This is a genomic window from Nonomuraea ceibae (assembly GCF_019396325.1).
GTDB classification, from domain to species: domain Bacteria; phylum Actinomycetota; class Actinomycetes; order Streptosporangiales; family Streptosporangiaceae; genus Nonomuraea; species Nonomuraea ceibae.
Window position 1 is genome coordinate 1 of record NZ_JAHKRO010000162.1, and the last position, 17,456, is coordinate 17,456.

At 72.5% G+C, this 17,456-nt stretch carries 20 protein-coding genes; 9 read left to right on the plus strand and 11 right to left on the minus strand.

What is annotated here, in order from left to right; translation table 11 throughout:
* The 3 genes from KME80_RS46040 to KME80_RS46050 all read left to right on the plus strand — a co-directional run.
* A partial coding sequence (locus KME80_RS46040; RefSeq protein ID WP_219518187.1) for a cytochrome P450 occupies positions 1-532 on the plus strand: 532 nt, incomplete at its 5' end.
* 75 nt (positions 533-607) lie between these two features.
* Positions 608-1,093 (plus strand): SigE family RNA polymerase sigma factor, encoded by a 486-nt coding sequence (locus KME80_RS46045; protein WP_219518189.1) that lies wholly within the window; start codon positions 608-610, stop codon positions 1,091-1,093.
* Positions 1,090-2,205, plus strand: a complete 1,116-nt coding sequence (locus KME80_RS46050; protein WP_219518190.1) for a hypothetical protein — start codon at positions 1,090-1,092, stop codon at positions 2,203-2,205. Before KME80_RS46045 ends, KME80_RS46050 begins: the two co-directional genes overlap by 4 nt.
* A gap of 6 nt (positions 2,206-2,211) precedes the next feature.
* Here the strand turns inward: KME80_RS46050 and KME80_RS46055 are convergent, their stop codons facing one another.
* On the minus strand, positions 2,212-3,111 hold the full coding sequence (locus tag KME80_RS46055) for an alpha/beta hydrolase (protein ID WP_219518191.1): 900 nt from the start codon (positions 3,109-3,111) through the stop codon (positions 2,212-2,214).
* Positions 3,112-3,200: 89 nt separating this feature from the next.
* Positions 3,201-5,342, minus strand: coding sequence for an RNA polymerase recycling motor ATPase HelR (gene helR / locus KME80_RS46060; RefSeq protein ID WP_219518192.1), 2,142 nt, complete (start codon positions 5,340-5,342; stop codon positions 3,201-3,203).
* Positions 5,343-5,584: 242 nt separating this feature from the next.
* Between helR and KME80_RS46065 the strand changes: the two genes are divergently transcribed.
* A complete protein-coding gene (locus KME80_RS46065) occupies positions 5,585-5,983 on the plus strand; it encodes a hypothetical protein (RefSeq protein ID WP_219518193.1) in 399 nt (132 codons plus the stop codon).
* Positions 5,984-5,996: 13 nt separating this feature from the next.
* Here KME80_RS46065 and KME80_RS46070 read toward each other — a convergent pair whose 3' ends face one another.
* Positions 5,997-6,488, minus strand: coding sequence for a permease-like cell division protein FtsX (locus KME80_RS46070; protein ID WP_219518194.1), 492 nt, complete (start codon positions 6,486-6,488; stop codon positions 5,997-5,999).
* 162 nt (positions 6,489-6,650) lie between these two features.
* Between KME80_RS46070 and KME80_RS46075 the strand changes: the two genes are divergently transcribed.
* From KME80_RS46075 to KME80_RS46085, 3 genes are all read left to right on the plus strand, one after another.
* A complete protein-coding gene (locus KME80_RS46075; RefSeq protein WP_219518195.1) occupies positions 6,651-7,139 on the plus strand; it encodes a hypothetical protein in 489 nt (162 codons plus the stop codon).
* The gene (locus tag KME80_RS46080; RefSeq protein WP_219518196.1) at positions 7,114-7,935 is read left to right on the plus strand and encodes an alpha/beta fold hydrolase; all 822 of its coding nucleotides are present in this window, start codon (positions 7,114-7,116) and stop codon (positions 7,933-7,935) included. Before KME80_RS46075 ends, KME80_RS46080 begins: the two co-directional genes overlap by 26 nt.
* 74 nt (positions 7,936-8,009) lie before the next feature.
* Entirely contained in the window at positions 8,010-8,495 is a 486-nt protein-coding gene (locus KME80_RS46085; protein ID WP_219518197.1) for a carboxymuconolactone decarboxylase family protein, read from the plus strand.
* A gap of 52 nt (positions 8,496-8,547) precedes the next feature.
* Here the strand turns inward: KME80_RS46085 and KME80_RS46090 are convergent, their stop codons facing one another.
* The 4 genes from KME80_RS46090 to KME80_RS46105 form a co-directional block, all read right to left on the minus strand.
* Positions 8,548-9,894 (minus strand): caspase family protein, encoded by a 1,347-nt coding sequence (locus KME80_RS46090; RefSeq protein ID WP_219518199.1) that lies wholly within the window; start codon positions 9,892-9,894, stop codon positions 8,548-8,550.
* Positions 9,884-10,240: an effector-associated constant component EACC1 gene (locus KME80_RS46095; RefSeq protein ID WP_219518201.1), complete on the minus strand. Its 357-nt coding sequence runs from the start codon at positions 10,238-10,240 to the stop codon at positions 9,884-9,886. Before KME80_RS46095 ends, KME80_RS46090 begins: the two co-directional genes overlap by 11 nt.
* Positions 10,241-10,317: 77 nt before the next feature.
* Positions 10,318-12,102 (minus strand): serine/threonine-protein kinase, encoded by a 1,785-nt coding sequence (locus tag KME80_RS46100; protein WP_219518204.1) that lies wholly within the window; start codon positions 12,100-12,102, stop codon positions 10,318-10,320.
* A gap of 74 nt (positions 12,103-12,176) precedes the next feature.
* Entirely contained in the window at positions 12,177-12,527 is a 351-nt protein-coding gene (locus KME80_RS46105; RefSeq protein ID WP_219518205.1) for an STAS domain-containing protein, read from the minus strand.
* 127 nt (positions 12,528-12,654) lie between these two features.
* On the opposite strand from KME80_RS46105, the gene KME80_RS46110 reads away from it, so the two are divergent.
* Complete coding sequence (locus KME80_RS46110) at positions 12,655-13,317, plus strand: flavin reductase family protein (protein ID WP_308126215.1); 663 nt, start codon at positions 12,655-12,657, stop codon at positions 13,315-13,317.
* Here KME80_RS46110 and KME80_RS46115 read toward each other — a convergent pair.
* From KME80_RS46115 to KME80_RS46125, 3 genes are read right to left on the minus strand one after another with little or no spacing between them, the layout of a single operon-like run.
* Complete coding sequence (locus KME80_RS46115; protein ID WP_219518207.1) at positions 13,314-13,829, minus strand: NUDIX hydrolase; 516 nt, start codon at positions 13,827-13,829, stop codon at positions 13,314-13,316. The two genes, KME80_RS46110 and KME80_RS46115, sit on opposite strands and share 4 nt — an antisense overlap.
* A 13-nt stretch (positions 13,830-13,842) precedes the next feature.
* On the minus strand, positions 13,843-14,586 hold the full coding sequence (locus KME80_RS46120; RefSeq protein ID WP_219518209.1) for an ABC transporter permease: 744 nt from the start codon (positions 14,584-14,586) through the stop codon (positions 13,843-13,845).
* Positions 14,567-15,400, minus strand: coding sequence for an ATP-binding cassette domain-containing protein (locus KME80_RS46125; RefSeq protein ID WP_246646861.1), 834 nt, complete (start codon positions 15,398-15,400; stop codon positions 14,567-14,569). Before KME80_RS46125 ends, KME80_RS46120 begins: the two co-directional genes overlap by 20 nt.
* A gap of 48 nt (positions 15,401-15,448) precedes the next feature.
* Between KME80_RS46125 and KME80_RS46130 the strand changes: the two genes are divergently transcribed.
* Positions 15,449-17,050, plus strand: coding sequence for a recombinase family protein (locus KME80_RS46130; protein ID WP_219518212.1), 1,602 nt, complete (start codon positions 15,449-15,451; stop codon positions 17,048-17,050).
* A 44-nt stretch (positions 17,051-17,094) separates the two neighbouring features.
* Here KME80_RS46130 and KME80_RS46135 read toward each other — a convergent pair whose 3' ends face one another.
* Positions 17,095-17,262 (minus strand): hypothetical protein, encoded by a 168-nt coding sequence (locus KME80_RS46135; protein WP_219518213.1) that lies wholly within the window; start codon positions 17,260-17,262, stop codon positions 17,095-17,097.
* Between the last annotated feature and the right edge of the window lie 194 nt (positions 17,263-17,456).

The window sequence follows — 17,456 nt, forward strand, 5'->3', positions numbered from 1 at the left end:
GGAGCTGAAGGGCATGGCCCTGATCCTGCTGTCGGCCGGGTTCGACACCACCGCCAACATGATCGCGCTCGGCGCCTTCGCGCTGCTGGAGAACCCGGAGCAGCTCGCCGCGCTGCGCGCCGACCCCACCCTCGTCGAGGGGGCCGTGGAGGAGCTGCTGCGCTACCTGAGCGTCGCCAAGACGTTCATGCGGGTCGCTCTGGAGGACGTCGAGCTCGGCGGCCACACGATCAAGGCAGGCTCGACGGTCATCGTGTCCATCAACACCGCCAACCGCGACCCCGAGCGCTTCCCCGACCCGCACAAGCTCGACCTGCGCCGCCAGGACGGCGGCCACCTGGCCTTCAGCCACGGCATCCACCAGTGCCTCGGCCAGCAGCTCGCCCGCGTCGAGCTGCGCGTCGCCCTGCCCGCGCTGCTCCAGCGCTTCCCCACGCTGCGCCTGGCCGTGCCCGCCGGCGAGATCCCCCTGCGCCCGGAGGCCGCCGACATCTACGGGGTCAAGAGCCTGCCCGTCACCTGGGACGCCTGACCGGCTCCACCCGCGTCTGCACCTGACCTTCGCTGACGTCCCAACCTTTCACCCCCTCCCGGGCGTCTTGTCTGTATGACGGACTCCGAGGCGTTCGAGGCCTTCGTCGCCGCGTGGTACCAGCGGCTGCTGCGGGCCGCCGTCCTCATCAGCGGTGATCCGCACCTGGCCGAGGACGTGCTCCAGGACGCCCTGATCAAGCTGGCCCGCCGGTGGCCGAAGGTGCACACCGACCCCGTCGGCTACGTGCGCACCACCCTGTACCGGGACGTCGCGTCCAAGTGGCGGCGGCAGCGGGAGTTCGCGTACGGGGAGCAGCCCGACCGGGCCGACGGCGACAGCGCATCGGCGACGGACCTGAAGGTGCTCTTCGCCCGCGCGCTGGCCAGGCTGCCGGTGAAGCAGCGCGCGGTGCTGGTGCTGCGCTTCTACGAGGACCTGCCCGTCACGGAGGTGGCCGCGATCCTCCGCGTCTCGCCCGGGACGGTCAAGAGCCAGACGCACGCGGCGCTGAAACGGCTGCGCGAGGTCGCTCCCGAGCTGGAAGAGGTGCTGGTATGACGGACCAGAGGCTGCGGGAGCTCTTCGGCGAGCTCGCCGAGACCCTGCCCGAGGGGTCGTCCAGGGCGGGGGAGCTGTGGCGGCAGGGCACGCGGAGCCGGGCCCGCCGCCGGTGGACTGTGCTCGCGGCGGCGACGGCCGTCACCGGGCTCGTCGTCGCGGCGAACGTGGTGACCGGCCCGGAGCAGGCCGAGCGCGGCGTCACGGGCCGGCCGACGCCTGCCGCCTCGCCCGGCCCCGTGCTGGACACCGCCCCGCCGGCCGGCGATGAGGCGGCGCTGCCCGCGGCGGCGACCGCGCTGCCGGAACGCTGGGCCGCCATCCCCGTCGTGCGCACGGTCCCCGGGCCCGTCCTGGCGCTGGCCGAGTTCGGCGACGGGCGCGTCCACGTGCTGAAGTCCGGCGGGCGCTTCCCCCTCGACGTGAAGCTGGGCCGGGCGGGCGATGGCGGGACGCCGCTGCGGCCCAACTCGCTCGCGCCCGACGGGACGATGGCCGCCTTCCCGCAGCAGGACGAGATCGTGGTCGTCGACCTCGTCATCGGCCAGACCAGGCGCTACCCGGTGCCGGGGCGCAACGCGGTGGTGCTGTGGCGCGGCGAGCGGCTGCTCGTCGAGCAGGAGAAGGCGGACTACCTGCTCGACCTGGCCACCGGGGAGGTGACGCGGCAGCCGAACCGGGGCTTCGGCGGGGTGGCGGGCTACCGCGACCTGCGGATCGTGCCGATCGGCGGCCGGACGTTCCTGCGGGAGGGCGCGGCGCAGGTGGAGCTGGCCGTCGACGGCGGACCGGCCACGGCGGTCCCGGGCCGTCACGGGTGGCAGCGCGACGGGCTGGTCGCGGTGCCCGGACGCGCCCCCGGCGAGCGTCCGGGGCGGGCCGACGCGGTCGTCGTGGCCGAGGCCGCCACCGGGCGGGTGGTCAGGACGCTGCTCCTGCCCGGCGCCCGGTGCGGCAAGGGCGGCTGCCCGGTGCGCGGCTGGGCCCGCCACGGCACCGTGCTCGTCGAGAGCGGTGACCGGCTGCTCGGCTGGGACCTCGCCACCGGCGCGCTGTCGCGCGTCGCCGACCTGCGCCCGGACGTGACCGCCTACTCGCTGCGCAGCGGATGAGCGCCGTCAGCCGGCCAGGGCGCGGCGCAGCGCCGCGAACAGCTCGCCGTTCTGCCGCTGCGACACCCCGGCCGACATGATCGCGTACGAGCCGTGGAACGTCCCCGGCCACTGGTGCAGCTCGACCTGGACACCGGCCTGCATGAGCCGCAGCGCGTAGTCGATGCCCTCGTCGCGCACCGGGTCGAACTCGGCGGTGGCCACGTAGGCGGGCGGCAGGCCGGACAGGTCCTCGGCCCGCGCCGGGGCGGCGTACGGGGTGGCGGGCGCGCCGCCGAGGTAGAGCCGCCAGGCGGCCGTCAGGCTGGCCGCGTTCGCCCTCGGGGTGCCGGTGAAGTTCCGCGCCGACCAGGTCCGCTGCCGGTCGTCGAGGCTGGGCTGGGTGAGGAGCTGGAAGCGGATCGGCGGCCCCTGCTCGTCGCGGGCCCGCAGCGCCACGCCGGCCGCGAGGCCGCCGCCGGCGCTCATGCCGCCGACCGCGATCCGGTCCGGGTCGACGCCCAGCTCGGCGGCGTTCGCGGCGACCCAGACCAGCGCGGCGTAGGCGTCGTCGAACGGGGCGGGGAACGGGTGTTCCGGGGCGAGCCGGTAGCCGACCGAGACCACCACGGCGCCGGACTCGGCGGCCAGCTTGGCCGCCCACCGGTGCTCGGTGTCGAGGTCGCCGACGATGCACCCGCCGCCGTGCATCCAGACGATGACGCCGCCCTGCGCCTCCTGCGGCCGGTAGATCCGTACGGGAACGTCCGGGTCCGCCGGGACCATGCGGTCGGTGATCTCCAGGGCCGAGACGTCGGGCTCCGGCAGCGAGGCGACCAGCTCGGCGAGGGCCTTGCGCTCGGTGACGGGGTCGGCGTACTCGGCCGCGGGCAGCAAGGGGACGAATGGTTCGAGTTCGGGATCCATGCCGACAATCCTCGGCGTCGGCCTGGGGCCCGATCATCCGCCAACCGTCGGGATTCGCGCCCCCGGGGCGCACCGTTCGGCGCGCCGCCTCAGGTCAGGACCACGAGCTGCCGCGTCGCCCGGGTCATCGCCACGTAGCGGTCCACCGCGCCCTCGACACCCTCGCCGAACTCCTCCGGCCGGACCAGCACGACCAGGTCGAACTCCAGCCCCTTCGACAGCTCCGGAGTCAGCGACCGGACGCGCGGCGTGCCCCGGAAGGCCGGATCGCCGATCACGCACGCCGTGCCCTCAGCATGCTCGGCCAGCCAGTCGTCCAGGATCGCGTCCAGCTCCGACACCTGCCCGTGGACCACCGGCAGGCCGTTGCTGCGGATCGACGTCGGCACGTTGGCGTCCGGGAGCGCGGCCCGGATGACCGGCTCCGCCTCCGTCATGATCTCCTCCGGCGTCCGGTAGTTGATGCTCAGGGAGGCCAGGGTGATCCGGTCGAGCCCGATCCGTTCGAGCCGCTCCTGCCACGACTCCGTGAACCCGTGCCTGGCCTGGGCGCGGTCGCCGACGATGGTGAAGCTCCTGGACGGGCAGCGGAGCAGCAGCATCTGCCATTCGGCGTCGGTCAGCTCCTGGGCCTCGTCCACGACCACGTGCGCGAACGGGCCCGCGAGCCGGTCCGGCTCGACCGACGGCACCGCGTTCTCGTCGACCAGCGCGTCCTTGAGATCCTGGCCGTGCAGCATCGTCACCGCGCCCTCCCCGTCGTCGTCGGCCTCGACCAGGGCGTCGACGACCGTGGACACGCGGGCGCGCTCGGCGGCGACGGCCGCCTCCCGGCGGCGCCTGTGCCGGGACGCCTCCGGGTCGCCCAGCCGCTGCCGCGCCGCGTCCAGCAGCGGCAGGTCCGACACCGTCCACGCCTGCGGCTCCGCGCGCTGCAGCTTCCTGATCTCCTCGACGCTGAGCGAAGGCGCGCACCTGCGCAGGTACGCGGGCACCGTCCACAGGTCGCCGACCAGGTCGGCCGCCTCGATCACCGGCCAGGCGCGGTTGAACGTCGTCAGCAGCTCCCGGTTGCGCAACAGCGACCTGCGGAGCAGATCCGGCGAGACCTCCTGCTCGTGCTTGTCCTGGACGATCGTGACCAGCTCCTCCCAGATGCGGTCACGCGCCTCGTTGTGCGGGGTGCCCGGCTCCGGCGCGTCGAACGCGTCCGCCCAGTCCTCCGCGCTCACCCACACGTCCGACCAGGGCGTCGTGATCGTCATGCCCGTCGTGGGCGGGTTCTCGTAGAACCTGACGGCCGGCTCGATCGCCCGCACCAGCTCCGCCGACGCCTTCAGCCGGGCCACCTCCGGGTCCGCCTCCACCCCGGCCTCGGCCCCCTCCGCGACCAGGTCGCGCAGCGTGCACGTCTGCACGCCCTCCTCCCCGAGACTGGGCAGCACGTCCGCGACGTACGCCAGGTACGGCTGGTGCGGGCCGACGAACAGCACGCCGCCCCGGCGGTGACCGAGACGCGGGTCCGAATAGAGCAGATAAGCCGAGCGGTGCAGCGCCACCACCGTCTTGCCCGTGCCCGGCCCGCCGTCGACCACCAGGGCGCCGCTCGAACCTGCGCGGATGATGGCGTCCTGGTCGGCCTGGATGGTGCCCAGCACGTCCCGCATCCGGGGCGACCGGTTGCTCCCCAGGCTGGCGATGAAGGCCGACTGGTCGTCGAGCGCGGCATGCCCGCCGAACCCGTCGGCGGTGAACACCTCGTCCCAGTAATCGCTGATCCGGCCCCGGGTCCACCGGTAGCGGCGGCGGCTCGCCAACCCCATCGGGTTGCCGTGCGTCGCCCCGAAGAACGGCTCCGCCGCCGCCGAACGCCAGTCCAGCAGCAGCCGGCGGCCCTCGCTGTCCGTCAGGCCGAGCCGCCCGATGTACACCGGCTCCGGATCGTCCTCGCTCACCATGTGCCCCAGGCACAGGTCCAGCCCGAACCGGCGCAGCGCCCGCAGCCTGGCCGCCAGCCGGTGCACCTCCAGGTCCCGGTCGAGGGCCTGCCGCCCCTTACCGCCCGGCGCCCTGCGCGCGGCGTCGAGCCGGGCGGACAGGTCGGCGATCGACCGGTCCAGGCTCTCCGCGATGGCCGCGAAGTGCCGCTCGTCCCCGGCGATCAGCTTCGGGTCGGCCTTGGCGGCGAGGCGGGCGGGAAGGTCGAACACGCTGGTGGTCAGCGGGGTCACAGGCAAACGCTCCGATCTGGGGCCTGGCTCGCGGACGCGCGTCGTCCGCCGTTTCCCCAGGCCGGCTGTGGCTTCGGCGTGCCATTGTGCGGCATGACCGGGGCCTTGCGGCAAGCCCCCCGCTCCGCTATACGTTAAGAGTGGAGAGGCGTGGCCATCCCCTCTCCCCTTCTCGCTTTTTATCTGTTTTTGTTGTCCCGATATGTCGTGCATGTGCATGAATACTTGGGCAGAATGATCGTGTGACGGCGATCGTGAAAACCGAGCAGATGCCCGGCCTCGTACGGGCTGCCAGGGTCATCCTGATCGTGCAAATGGCCTTCAGCCTTTTCGGCCTTGTGCTCATCTCACCGGTGATCACGGTGATGTTCAGCGAGCCGAGGGTGGCGGCGCTGCTGCTCGTTTCCTTCGCGACCGTGGTTCTCATGGGCGTGCTGATCTCTCGCTGGTCGTCCCGGCGGAAATGGGTGCGCTGGGGCGGCATCGCGTTCGAAACGGTCTTGCTCGCCAGCAATCTCATCCTGACCGCCATCGACGGAGAATTCAGCTGGCTGACCCCGATCCACCCGGGCACCATTCTGCCCCTGGCGATCGTCGTCGCGCTGTTGACGCCCCCGGCGGCCCACTGGTTCGACCGCTGACCTGAGGCGGGCGTCAGCTTGTGGCGCAGTGGGTGAGGGTGGAGCCGCGTTGCTCCCGGACGCACTGCTGGTTGACCACGGTGGCGACGCCGCGCAGGTCCCGTACCGTGTCGGCCATCGTGCGCCAGGACGCGCCCTCCCGCAGCTTCAGGCGGAACGATTCGGGCAGGTCGCCGGCGGTGAGGGCGGCGGCCAGGTCGGTGTTCCCGGCGTCGAGCAACTGGCTCCTGAGCTTCTCGTACGCCCGCTGACGGTCCTCGAAGCTGACCGATTCCACCTCGGGGATCGCGCGCAGGGTCTTCGCCAGTTCGGTGAGCCGGGTGGGGGTGACGGCGGCCCACCAGCGCGGCGCTCTCGGCCGACCAGACGGGCGGCTGGTACGGCAGTGCGCGCCGCAGTCTGACGGCCCGGCCCGCGTGGATGCGCGTGTAGGCGTCCTGGACGACGTCTTCGGCGCTCGCCTGGTCGCCCACCATGAGCAGGGCCAGCCGGACCAGCCCCACATGATGCGCGGCGAAGATCTCCGCGAGGTCCACGCGTTCCCGCGCCGTCGGCTCTCCGCTGGAGAGCAGCTCGACTTCCATACTCCAGAGACGCCCGGCGCCCCGGTTTGCTGCCTCTGCCACTACTTGACGCTTGAGCGCAAGTACTTGCTATCGTATGTCAAGTGAGTACGCGTGAGCACGTGGCGTTGGTGCGTGAGCTGGTCGAGCTGGTCGAAAGGCGGATCGTCGACCCGCTGGAGATCCTGTTCGGCTCCGGCGAGCAGGTGGAGCCCGTACGGGCACGGCTGCGGATCGAGGCGGAGGTGTGGGCCGCCCAGTTGCTCGGCCCCGACGACGCCCTCGCGGTCCGGGCGGCGGCGCGGCTGGTCGCGGCCGTCTTCCCCGGTGACGGCCCGTTCGACCCCGCCGACGCCTGGTGGGGCACGGCGTTCGGCCGGGCCGTGGCCAGGCGGGCGGGCCACCCCGGCAAGGAGGCGGTGCCGTACGCCACGGCGGGGGCGATGCTCGGCATCACCCGGCAGGGCGTGCACGACCTCGTCAAACGCGGCAAGCTCGACCGGCACCCCGACGGCGGCGTGACCACGCGCTCCATCCGCGCCCGGCTGAACCGATCTCTGGAGCGACATGGCGTACGACGTCACGATCACTGACCACGACATCCCCCTGGCCGTACGCGACCACGGCGGCCCCGGCGACCCCGTGCTCCTCCTGCACGGCCTCGGCGGCACGCTGGAGGCGTGGGACGCCGTCGCCCTGCCCGGCCACCGCGCCGTGGCGCTCGACCTGCGCGGCCACGGCCTGTCCGGCGACGGCCCGTGGGAGTGGGACCGGGTGCTCGACGACCTCGAAGCGGTGGTGAAACACCTGGACCTGGGCAACCCGGCGGTCGTCGGCCACTCGCTGGGCGGCATGCTGGCCGTGCTGTGGGCCAGGCGTCACCCCGAGTGCCCGGCCATCGTCAACCTCGACGGGCTGCGATCGGCCGAGAGCGCCCCGGACAACTACCCGGGCCTGGACGCCGCGACGCGGGACCGGGAGCTGGCGGCGCTCAAGGCCGCCTTCGACGCGCAGGCGGCGGCCCTGGCCGGGCCGCTGCCCGACGGGCTCGGGCCGCTGTTCCCGGCCAGGGCGCGCGTCGAACGCGACGGCGAGGTCTATGCCAGGCCCGGCGCCGAGCTCCTGGCGGCGGTGCGCTGTTCGCCGGAGTTCCGCGACACGATCCCGCTGCTGCGCCAGGTCACCTGCGACGCCCTGGTCGTGATCCCGACCCAGGACCCGCCGGGGATGCCGGGCGGCGAGCTGATGGCGGCGTTCCGGCGGGGTGTGCGCCGCGATCTCGCCGGCCTGCCGCCCCACCTCCAGGTCAGGGAGCTGGAGGCGAGCCACGACATGCTCGCCGAACAGCCCGCGGCCGTGGCCGCGCTGATCGGCGGCTTCCTCGCCTGACGCCGTTCGGGCTCACATCGGCGGCGGCTGTCTCGTCGGAGCCGGAAAGCCCGCCACCGAGAGGAAGACTCCTGATGACCGACGCCCTCCAGTCCCGGCTGCCCGATCCCTCCCGCTTCTTTCCCGAGGTGGGGCCGATCGCCGGAGGCATGACCAAGGCCGTGCGGAACGGCGCCGTCCCCGACGCGACCGTCCACCTGATGCAGCTGCGTGCCGGGCAGATCGTGGGCAGCACCTACCACGCGGTCCGGCAGAGTGGCCAGCTCCGCAAGGCGGGGGAGAGCGAGGAGCGCATCACCGCCGTGGCGACGTGGCGTGACGCCCCCTGTTTCACCGACGCGGAACGGGTCGCGCTGGAGCTGGTTGAGGCCGTGCTCACGCCGAGCCCGTCGGGGGAGCGGGTGCCCGACGAGCTGTACGCCAGGGTGGCGGCGCACTACGACGACAAGGCGTTGTGGACGTTGACCCTGGCGATCGGCCAGATCTGCTTCTTCATCCCCGTCGCGCTCATCGCCAGGCCGATCCCCGGCAGGCCGCTGGGCAAGAACTACACCGGCTGAAACGCGCCATCGGCGCGGCGGTCAGCGGCAGCCGGCGCGTCCCGGGTGGGCGTCAATCTTGCACCCATTTGGGGCCGGCGCACTGGGCGATCTCGCGGACGATCTCCTCCGGGCGGGCCCGATAGCCGCTGAGCGTGGTGAACAGGACCTCGCCGCGGCCCGGGTCGTACCGGGGGCTGAAGTCGCCGTTGCGCTGCGCCGACGGCAGCATGATCGTGGGCTTGAGGTCGATGCAGATGTAGCGGCGGAAGTTGCGCCGCCGCTCGGCGATCCGGGACACGTCCGCCCACCGGTAGTGCCATCGCTGGTCGCGCACCCGTACCTCGATCCCGGCGGTGTTCACGATGAGCAGCCGGGCCAGGCGGCGGCGCATGCGTTGGTTGCCCCGCTGGACCATGTTCACGAACAGCCCTAACGAGTAGGCGCAGCCGACGATGCCGATCACCGTCAGGATGGCCAGGAGGAGGCCGGGCGCCCTCAACGAGCCCGCGATCAGCCAGATGAAGGCGCCGGCCAGGGCGAGCGGCAGGAGCGAGGCCAGCCACCACATCCAGCCCAGCCCCCGGCTCGGCGCGAACGTCCGCCCCTGCCCGGCCTGGACGATCGGAAGATCGAGGGATGGCGGTGTACGGGCGCCGGTGCGGGCGGCGTTGCGCGTGAAGGGGAAGTCGTGGGCGTTGTCGGTGCCGCGCTGGTTGGGGTCGGGCAGCCCCCGGGCCCGCAACCGGTGGCGCAGGTGCCCGTACAGCACGCCGAGCGTGAGCGGGTCGGGCTCACCCGGGAGGCCGCCCCTGATCAGGCGCAGCAGCTCCCCGGTGAAGGACGTGCAGGCGTCGACCTGCTCCCCGAACGGCACGACGTGCGCCGCCAGGTCGCTGGCGGTCAGCGTGTAGACGCCGCGGACGTCGCTCTGGTCGGCGATCAGCCCGGCGGACAGCCCGGCGGACAGGGTCTCGGTCTGGATGACCGATCCGGCGTAGCAGCAGTCGAGCACGGCGATCTTCACCGCAGCCGGGCTGTCGCGCAGCGCGGTGCGGATGCGGGAGTACTCCAGGCCGGTCAGGTCAGGGTCGGCCGCGGTGGTGTCGGCCAGGGCCAGGCACAGCTCGCCCTCGGCGGTGAGCATGCCGTGCCCGACGAAGTACAGCAGCAGCACCCCGGTCGTCTCCCGGGCGACTTGCCGGATGCGCTGCGCCACGACGCGGCTGTCGCCCTCGTTGTGCAGGACGGTGACGTCCCCGGCGGGCCAGCCGCACAGGGCGGGGTCGGTCAGCGCCGCGCGCATCCCCAGGACGCTGTTGGCGGCGGCGGGCAGGTCGGGCAGGCCCTCGTCGCGGTGCACGGAGGTCCCGACGAGGACGGCATGGGAGACGCCGCTCCGGCGCCGGTCAGCCGGCATCGCCCGCGCTCGCCCGGTCGGCCTGGTCCAGCACCTCCTGGAGCAGGGGCAGCGCGTCGCCGACCCGCTTGGCCTCGACCGTCACGGTGCGTTCTGGGGTGGTGAGCGTGATGGACACGTCGGCGTGCCGGTTGGTCAGCCACGTCGTCAGCGCCCTGGCCAGCACCATGCCCGCGCCGCCCGACCCGACGGCGATGCTGAGCAGCTCGACGGCGCCGCCGAGCTCCTCTCGGCCCGGCGGGCGGCCGACCGGGTCGATCCGGCCCTGCAGCGGGCGCTGGCTGCGCAGCCAGCGCGTCAGCGAGACCAGCTCGCCTGTGGGGACCACCCGGACTTCCACCCGCATCTGGCCTCTCCTCTGCTCAGGGAGCTGATCCAGCTCCAGCATGAGGCATCGCCCGGCGGGGTGTCAGGAAACGCTTCCTACCACACGACCCACGGGCTCTCCACGCCGCCGCTGAACGCCCCCGTGCCCGACTTGCGCCACCGCTGGCGCACGTCGACCTTGGCTCCGGTACGGGACGCCGTGGCGGTGAACGGGCCGCAGGTCACCACGGCGCCGTCGCGGGCCGGGGCGACGCCCGCGCAGAGGAACGGCTGCGACAGGTTCGTCTCGGCGTCGGTGTTGTAGAGCTGCACGTGGATGTCGGAGCGCAGCGAGGCGGAGCCCCTGATCCGGCCCATCAGGCGGAACTCGTCCCCGACCTGCGCCATGCAGGGCGACATCTGCAGCCCGGGCGTGGGGGAGAACCAGTCGCGGCACCGCCAGTTCACGGCGGCGGCCGGGGGCGGGGTCTCGGGCTCGGCGGTCGTCGGGTCCTCCGGGTCGGCGGAGGTGGGCGGCGAGGTCTTGGGCTTGGGCTTGGGGGAGCGGGTCGTGCGTTCCGGCGCGGGGCGCGTGGTGGCGGGCTCGGCGGTGGGGGTCTTCGGGGGGTGGCTGCGGATCGGCAGCACCTTCGACGTGGGGGTGTCCGGGACCTCGGGCTCCGTGGAGGCGGTGGCGGGGGCCGGGGCCTCGACGGGGGCCTCGACGGTGGCCTCGCTCACGGCGCCGACGGTCTGGGCCCGCCACGGCGCGACGACGACGAGCGCGCCCGCGCTCACGACCAGGGCCGCCGCGGTGGCCAGGCCGACCAGGACGCGCTGCCGCGACCGCCCCGCCCCCTTCCCGACCTCGCGCCGCCCGCCGTCCCCACGCCCGGGCGACGTCTCCACGGCGCCCGTCCCGGCGGCGCCCGGCGTCCCACCTGTGCCCGGCGTTCCGGTGGGCGCGGGCGGGCGGGTGCGCGCGTCCTGCGGCTCGGCTGTCACGGGCGGCTCGTACGGGCCGGGCAGGGGCTGGGAGGTGGCCAGCGGCGGGTGTTCCAGGCCGACCGGCGGCAGGGCGGGCAGGCCGGCCAGCGACGGTGCGGCAGAGGTCAGCGCCTCGGCCAGGCCGGCCGCCGTGGGGCGGGCGGCGGGGTCCTTGGCCGTGGCTGCGGTGATGAGCGTCCACAGGACGTCGGGCATGCCGGGCAGCCGCCGGGGCGCGGCGGTGGCGTGCTGCCTGAGCAGCGCCATCGGATGCTCGCCGACGAACGGAGGCCGTCCGGCGAGCAGCTCGTACAGGATCAGCCCGGCCGCGTACACGTCCACGGCGGGGGTGGGCGTGGTGCCGTCGGCCACCTCGGGCGACAGGTACGTGGGGGTGCCGATGATCGACGAGGTCTGGGTGAGGCCGGGCCCGTGGACGATGCGGGCGACGCCGAAGTCGGTGAGCCTGGGCTGCCCGGTGGCGGCGTCGATCAGGATGTTGCCGGGTTTGACGTCGCGGTGGATCACGCCCATGTCGTGCGCGGCGGCGAGCGCTCCGGCGATCCGGGCCACCATGCGGGCGGCCTCGGCGGCCGACAGCGTGCCGCGCTCGTGGAGGAGCGTGCGCAGGTCGCCGCCTTCGACGAAGTCCATCACCAGCGCCAGCCGGTCGCCCTCGACGACGAAGTCGCGCACGGTGGCGATGTTGGGGTGACGCAGGTTGAGCATCACATTGCGTTCCTGGACGAACCGGAGCACCAGGTCGCGGTCGGCGGCGAGCCCTTCACGCAGGAGCTTGGCGGCGACGATCTCCCCGGTGTCGCGGTGCCTGGCCCGCCAGACGGTCCCCATCCCGCCGGCGCCGATCTGCTCCACGAGGATGTAACGGCTGCCCAGGGCCCCGTCCGTCGCCATCCGCCCGCCCTCCCCCTGAAGATGCTTCGATCACAATAGTGACGTTCGGGCTGATTTGTTCGGAGGATTCAGGGTCAGGAGATGCGTGACTGCAGGGCCGTCGGCACGTCCGGGTCGACGGGGATGACGCTCGACACCCCCGTCACCTCGAGGAGCCGCCGCAGCACGCCCTGGACCCCGGCCAGCCTGAGCCAGCCGCCCGCCGCCCTGGCCCGGTTGGAGAATTCGAGGATCGTCCGCAGGCCCATCGAGTCGCAGAAGGACAGCTCGGTCACGTTGACGACGAGGTGGACGCAGCCTTCGGACATGCCGGCCGCGATCTTCTCCGTCACCTCGGGACACCGGGTGGTGTCGAACTCGCCGACCAGTGTGATGACCGCCGTGTCGCCGAAGTGTTCAATTGTGAGGGCGAACGGTGATTGCATCCAGCAGGCCTCCATCGGGGGTTGCTTGTGACGCTACACCGCCCGTGCGCTTCGTGGCGGCCGGAGCCGTGACGCGCTGTCCGAATGCCGCCAGCGTCCGCGCCGCCCGATCGGCCACAGTGTTGCGGTGAGCACAGTGATCGACAAGCACACCCGCATCGAGCCGGGCATCCTCTACTTCGGCACCCCTGTGGTCCTGGTCTCCTCCACGAACCCGGACGGCACCCCCAACCTGGCGCCCATGTCGTCGGCCTTCTGGCTGGGCTGGCGGGCCATGCTCGGCTGGGGCTCCCGCTCACGTACGGCCCAGAACCTGCTCAGGACCGGCGAGTGCGTGCTGAACCTGCCCTCGGACGCGCTCGCCGCCGCCGTCGACAGGCTGGCCCTGACCACGGGCAGCGACCCCGTCCCGCCGGGCAAGCACGCGCGCGGCTACCGCCACGTCGCCGACAAGTTCGCCAGGGCGGGGCTGACGCCGGTGCCGAGCGAGACGGTCGCGCCGCCCCGCGTGGCCGAGTGCCCGGTGAGCATGGAGGCCGTCGTGGAGCGGACGCACCCGGTGGGCCCCGACGACGGCGTGACCGCCTTCGAGGTACGCGTCCAGCGCGTCTGGGTGCACGACGACATCCGTACGGAAGGTACGGACGACCACATCGACCCCGACGCCTGGCGTCCGCTGATCATGAGCTTCCAGAAGCTGTACGGTCTCGGCCCGCAGGTGCACCGCTCGACGCTGGCGACCATCCCCGAGTCGATGTACCGGGGTCCGGACATCGAGCGCGCCCGCTAGCCGAGCAGCCTGCGGTGCAGGCTGAGCCAGGTGCGGCCGGCGCCGAGCCGTTCGACCTCCGCGCGCGGCAGCCACCGCGCCCGCGTGCTCTCCGACCCCGCCGGCGGCCGCGTCGGCCCGCCGAGCCCGGCCAGCCGGGCGGTGAACATCACCATGTACGTCAGCGCCGGGTAGGGGTGGCCGGGCGGCGGCGGGGCGAGCAGTTCGATGCGGTGCCAGGCGAAGACCGACAGCAGCCCGGACTCCAGCCGCAGGCCGGTCTCCTCGGCCAGCTCGCGGGCCGCCGCCTGGACGGGCGTCTCGCCGGGGTCGAGGTGGCCGCCGGGGATCTCCCAGCCGCGCCCTGGCCGGTCCACGTGCGTCAGCAGCGTACGGTCCGCCTCGTCCAGGACGAACGTGAACGCGGACGTGACCGTGCCGGGCGGCCCGGGCAGGTCGCCGGCGAGCACCACGTCCAGGCGGTGCGGGACGGCGATCCACGGCACCGTCCGGGTCTCCACGATGTGACTCATCCGGTCCAGCGTCTCAGACGCCCCGGCGCATCGCCCGGTTGCCCAGCACCAGCCCGGCCGCCGCGATCACCACAGCCGCCGCCGCGCCGTACAGGACCGACGGGTGGGCGAGGTCGCCCGCGAACAGGGCGCGCTGGGCGTCGACGACGTGCGTGACCGGGTTGACGTCGCCGAGCGCCCGCAGCCAGGCCGGGCCGGAGTCCATCGGCAGCAGCACGCCCGACAGCAGCAGCATCGGGAACAGCAGCGCCTGCGTGACCACGTAGAACAGGGTCCCGCTGGGCGCGGACTTCAGCGCGAGCACGAACGACAGCGCGCCCAGCCCGATCCCGAACACGATCAGCAGCGCCATCCCCGCCACCACGCCCGCCGGGTGGAGCTCGAAGCCCAGCGGCAGCGCCAGCACGATGATCAGCACCGCCTGCGCGGTCAGGATCGCCATCTCCTTGAGCGTGCGGCCGACGAGCATGGCGGTGCGGTTGAGCGGGGTGACCATCATGCGCTCCATCGAGCCGCCAATCAGCTCGACCAGCAGGTGGTAGCCGGACGCCATCGGCCCCGACAGGCACATCATGACCAGGATGCCCGGCACGAACCACTGCCAGGACGACCCCACGGCTCCGTCCAGCAGCGACCCGAACAGGAACAGGAACAGCAGCGGCTGCCCCATCTCGAACAGCAGCCCGACCGGCTCGCGCAGCACGGGCGCGAACTCGCGGCGGAAGACGGTGGCGGTGTCACGCAGGAAGGTCGTCATCGAGCTTTCTCCCGGTCAGGCTGAGGAACACGTCGTCGAGGGTGGGGCGGGCGGTCTCGGCGGTGGCGACCTCGATCCCGGCCGCCTCCAGGGCGCGCAGGTAACCGGGCAGCGCGGCGGCGGCGTTGGCGACGCGCACCCGCACGGTCAGCCCGTCGGCCTCGCCGCCGCCGATCCGGGCCGCCTCGGCGGCGTCGTGCCCGGTGCGGGTGGTGATCGTGAGCCGGTCGCCGGCCAGGTCGTTCTTGAGCCGTTCCGCGGTGCCGTCGGCGATGACGCGGCCGCCGTCGATGACGATCACCCGCTCGGCCATGCTGTCGGCCTCGTCGAGGTAGTGGGTGGTCAGGAAGATCGTGGTCCCGTACGTCTCCCGCAGGCGCAGGATGTGGGCCCAGATGTCGGCTCGGCTGCCGGGGTCGAGCCCGGTGGAGGGCTCGTCGAGGAACAGCAGGTCCGGCCGGTGGATGAGGCCGAGCGCGATGTCGAGGCGGCGGCGCTGGCCACCGGAGAGCGTGCCGGGCTTGCGGGTGGCGAGGGGCTCCAGGTCGAGCAGTTCCAGCAGTTCGGCGGCGCGGGCGCGGGCCTGGGCGGTGGTCAGGCCGTAGGAGCGGCCCTGGGTGACGAGCTCGTCGCGGACGCGGAAGTTCTCGCCGGCGCTGTTCCGCTGGCCGACGTAGCCGATCCTGGCGCGCACGCCGGCCGGGTCGCGGGCCACGTCGCGGCCGGCCACGACGGCGGTGCCGGACGTCGGGGGCAGCAGCGTGGTGAGCATGCGCAGGGTGGTGGACTTCCCGACTAACGGTTTGGGGCTCATAATCGAAGTAGAACCACCGAAATCGGGCACAGCGGAGGGACGGGGAACATGGGCAAGCGTCAGACCGCAGCAGAGCAGAGCGCCACCAGCATGGGCGCGCATGGCACCACCCCCGAGCAGGCCCGATGGATCGTTGACTACACCCGTAAGAGCCTGGACAAGACCAAGACTGGCGACGGCGTCAACAGCCAGCACGAGGAGAACCAGGAGCTTGCCGACGAGTTCGACTTGGGCGAGATCAGAGCCACCTACAGCGACAACGACGTATCGGCCTACCAGGACGTAGAGCGCCCGGAGTATCTGCGCATGCTCGCCGACATGCAGGCGGGGAAGATCGGGGCCGTCATCATCTGGCACGCCAAGCGACTGCACCGCAAGGTGGAGGAAGTCACCCAGTTCATCAAGATTGCTCGCGCGCACAAGGTCAGGTTGTTCAGCGTGGCGCGCGGGGGCGAGTACAACCTCAACAAGCCCCAGGGCCGCCGGGACCTGATCAACGACACCAACGAAGGCGAGTATGAATCGGGTGAGCGGGGCGAGCGTGTGGCGCTGGCTCGTAAGCGCCAGGCCCGCAACGGCGACTTCGGCGGCGGCGTGCGTCCCTTCGGTTGGGGTGTGGACACGGGCCGTGTCCGGTCGGTGTGCGTCAACCCCAAGGCCCCGACGATGGAGCGCGTCTATGAGGACCGCCCCGTCTTGGACAAGTCCCGGCACAACGAGGCCGAAGCCGCAGAGATCAGGCGATGGGCCAAGGACCTTCTTGCCGGGGTGCCGATGGATCAGGTCATCCGTGATCTGACCAAGCGAGGCGTCAAGACCGTCAGCCAGGCGGACGGGCGGACCGTCAAGCGCAACGGCAAGGTGGTGGAAACGCAGGGGTGGAGCGCCCGCTCCATCAAGCAGATCTTGACGCATCCGCGCACGTCGGGCCATTCCGTCTACAACGGCAAAATCATTCGCCGGGACGCCTATGACGCGATCCTCCCGGAGGACACCCGCCAGGCGTTGATCACCCTGTTTGCCGACCCGGCCCGCAAGACGAGCCCAGGCAACACACCCAAGTGGCTCGTGTCGCTGACCGCGTTGTGCGGCCAGTGCGACGACGGCACGGTGTGCACCGTGCGCAACAACAGCCAGGGAGAGCCCGTCTACCGGTGCCGCGCCAAGGGCCATTGCATGGCCAAGGCCGCAGACGTGGACGCCCGCGTAGAGCGTGTGGTGATCAAGCGCCTGTCGCGCGGCGACGTTCACGATCTGCTCCCCGCCAACGTGGAAGCCGACATTCCCGCGCTGCGCCAGGAGATCGTCACCCTGAACCAGGCCAAGAAGAACGCGGCCCGCAAACTGACGCTGGGGATGTGGGACGAGGAGACCGCCGACGAGGCCATCGCCACCGCTATCGGCCGGATCGCGGAGATTCGCGAGATCTTGAGGCAGGCCACATCCGACAGCCCGTTGGCCGAGTTCGCCGCATCCGACGACGCACAGCGCACATGGGATGGCCTGTCGCTGGGCCGCAAGCGCGAGATCATCAAGCTACTGGTCACCGTGACTCTCCTGCCGTTGCGCCGCCGCCGTAACGTGCCGATCAGCGAGTGTGTGAAGACCACCCCGAACAAGCCGCCCCAGCCGCGCACACGGGCCGCCTAGCCCCCGCCGAGCACTCCCGCAGGGGGGCCGCCACCGAGGCCCCCTCAGGGCAGCAGCAGCAGCGCAAGCCGCTCACGCTGGCTTTCGGTCAGCGGAGGCCAGGCCCGCACCATCGCCGTGATCTCCTCATCATCACTGGCAGGCCCGAGGGCATCCGCCGCCCGCTCCACAGGGTCCGCGTGCTGATCATCTCGTCTGTCTGTCGCGTCCATTCCTGTCCGCCTCACCCGACAGGGCAGCCCAGCCCCCGCCCCGGCCCCGCCCCGCTATCAGGGCATGCCGAGGGGAGCGGCCACGGCCGCCCGCATGATCGTTATGGGTGCTGCCTCTCGGCGGCCCGTGCGCCCACCCACCCACCCACGGCGCAGCTTCGCCGCCGTAGATCGGGCACAGGCGGGCAGCAGGG

Excerpts from the sequence above, each read along its gene's own strand:
- KME80_RS46055 (WP_219518191.1), bottom strand. The coding sequence starts at position 3,111 with ATGGATCCCGAACTCGAACCATTCGTCCCCTTGCTGCCCGCGGCCGAG.
- KME80_RS46130 (WP_219518212.1), top strand. The coding sequence starts at position 15,449 with ATGGGCAAGCGTCAGACCGCAGCAGAGCAGAGCGCCACCAGCATGGGC.
- KME80_RS46100 (WP_219518204.1), bottom strand. The coding sequence starts at position 12,102 with ATGGCGACGGACGGGGCCCTGGGCAGCCGTTACATCCTCGTGGAGCAG.
- KME80_RS46080 (WP_219518196.1), top strand. The coding sequence starts at position 7,114 with ATGGCGTACGACGTCACGATCACTGACCACGACATCCCCCTGGCCGTA.
- KME80_RS46125 (WP_246646861.1), bottom strand. The coding sequence starts at position 15,400 with ATGAGCCCCAAACCGTTAGTCGGGAAGTCCACCACCCTGCGCATGCTC.
- KME80_RS46105 (WP_219518205.1), bottom strand. The coding sequence starts at position 12,527 with ATGCAATCACCGTTCGCCCTCACAATTGAACACTTCGGCGACACGGCG.
- KME80_RS46120 (WP_219518209.1), bottom strand. The coding sequence starts at position 14,586 with ATGACGACCTTCCTGCGTGACACCGCCACCGTCTTCCGCCGCGAGTTC.
- KME80_RS46095 (WP_219518201.1), bottom strand. The coding sequence starts at position 10,240 with ATGCGGGTGGAAGTCCGGGTGGTCCCCACAGGCGAGCTGGTCTCGCTG.
- KME80_RS46085 (WP_219518197.1), top strand. The coding sequence starts at position 8,010 with ATGACCGACGCCCTCCAGTCCCGGCTGCCCGATCCCTCCCGCTTCTTT.
- KME80_RS46135 (WP_219518213.1), bottom strand. The coding sequence starts at position 17,262 with ATGGACGCGACAGACAGACGAGATGATCAGCACGCGGACCCTGTGGAG.
- KME80_RS46090 (WP_219518199.1), bottom strand. The coding sequence starts at position 9,894 with ATGCCGGCTGACCGGCGCCGGAGCGGCGTCTCCCATGCCGTCCTCGTC.
- KME80_RS46045 (WP_219518189.1), top strand. The coding sequence starts at position 608 with ATGACGGACTCCGAGGCGTTCGAGGCCTTCGTCGCCGCGTGGTACCAG.
- KME80_RS46050 (WP_219518190.1), top strand. The coding sequence starts at position 1,090 with ATGACGGACCAGAGGCTGCGGGAGCTCTTCGGCGAGCTCGCCGAGACC.
- KME80_RS46070 (WP_219518194.1), bottom strand. The coding sequence starts at position 6,488 with ATGTGGGGCTGGTCCGGCTGGCCCTGCTCATGGTGGGCGACCAGGCGA.
- KME80_RS46115 (WP_219518207.1), bottom strand. The coding sequence starts at position 13,829 with ATGAGTCACATCGTGGAGACCCGGACGGTGCCGTGGATCGCCGTCCCG.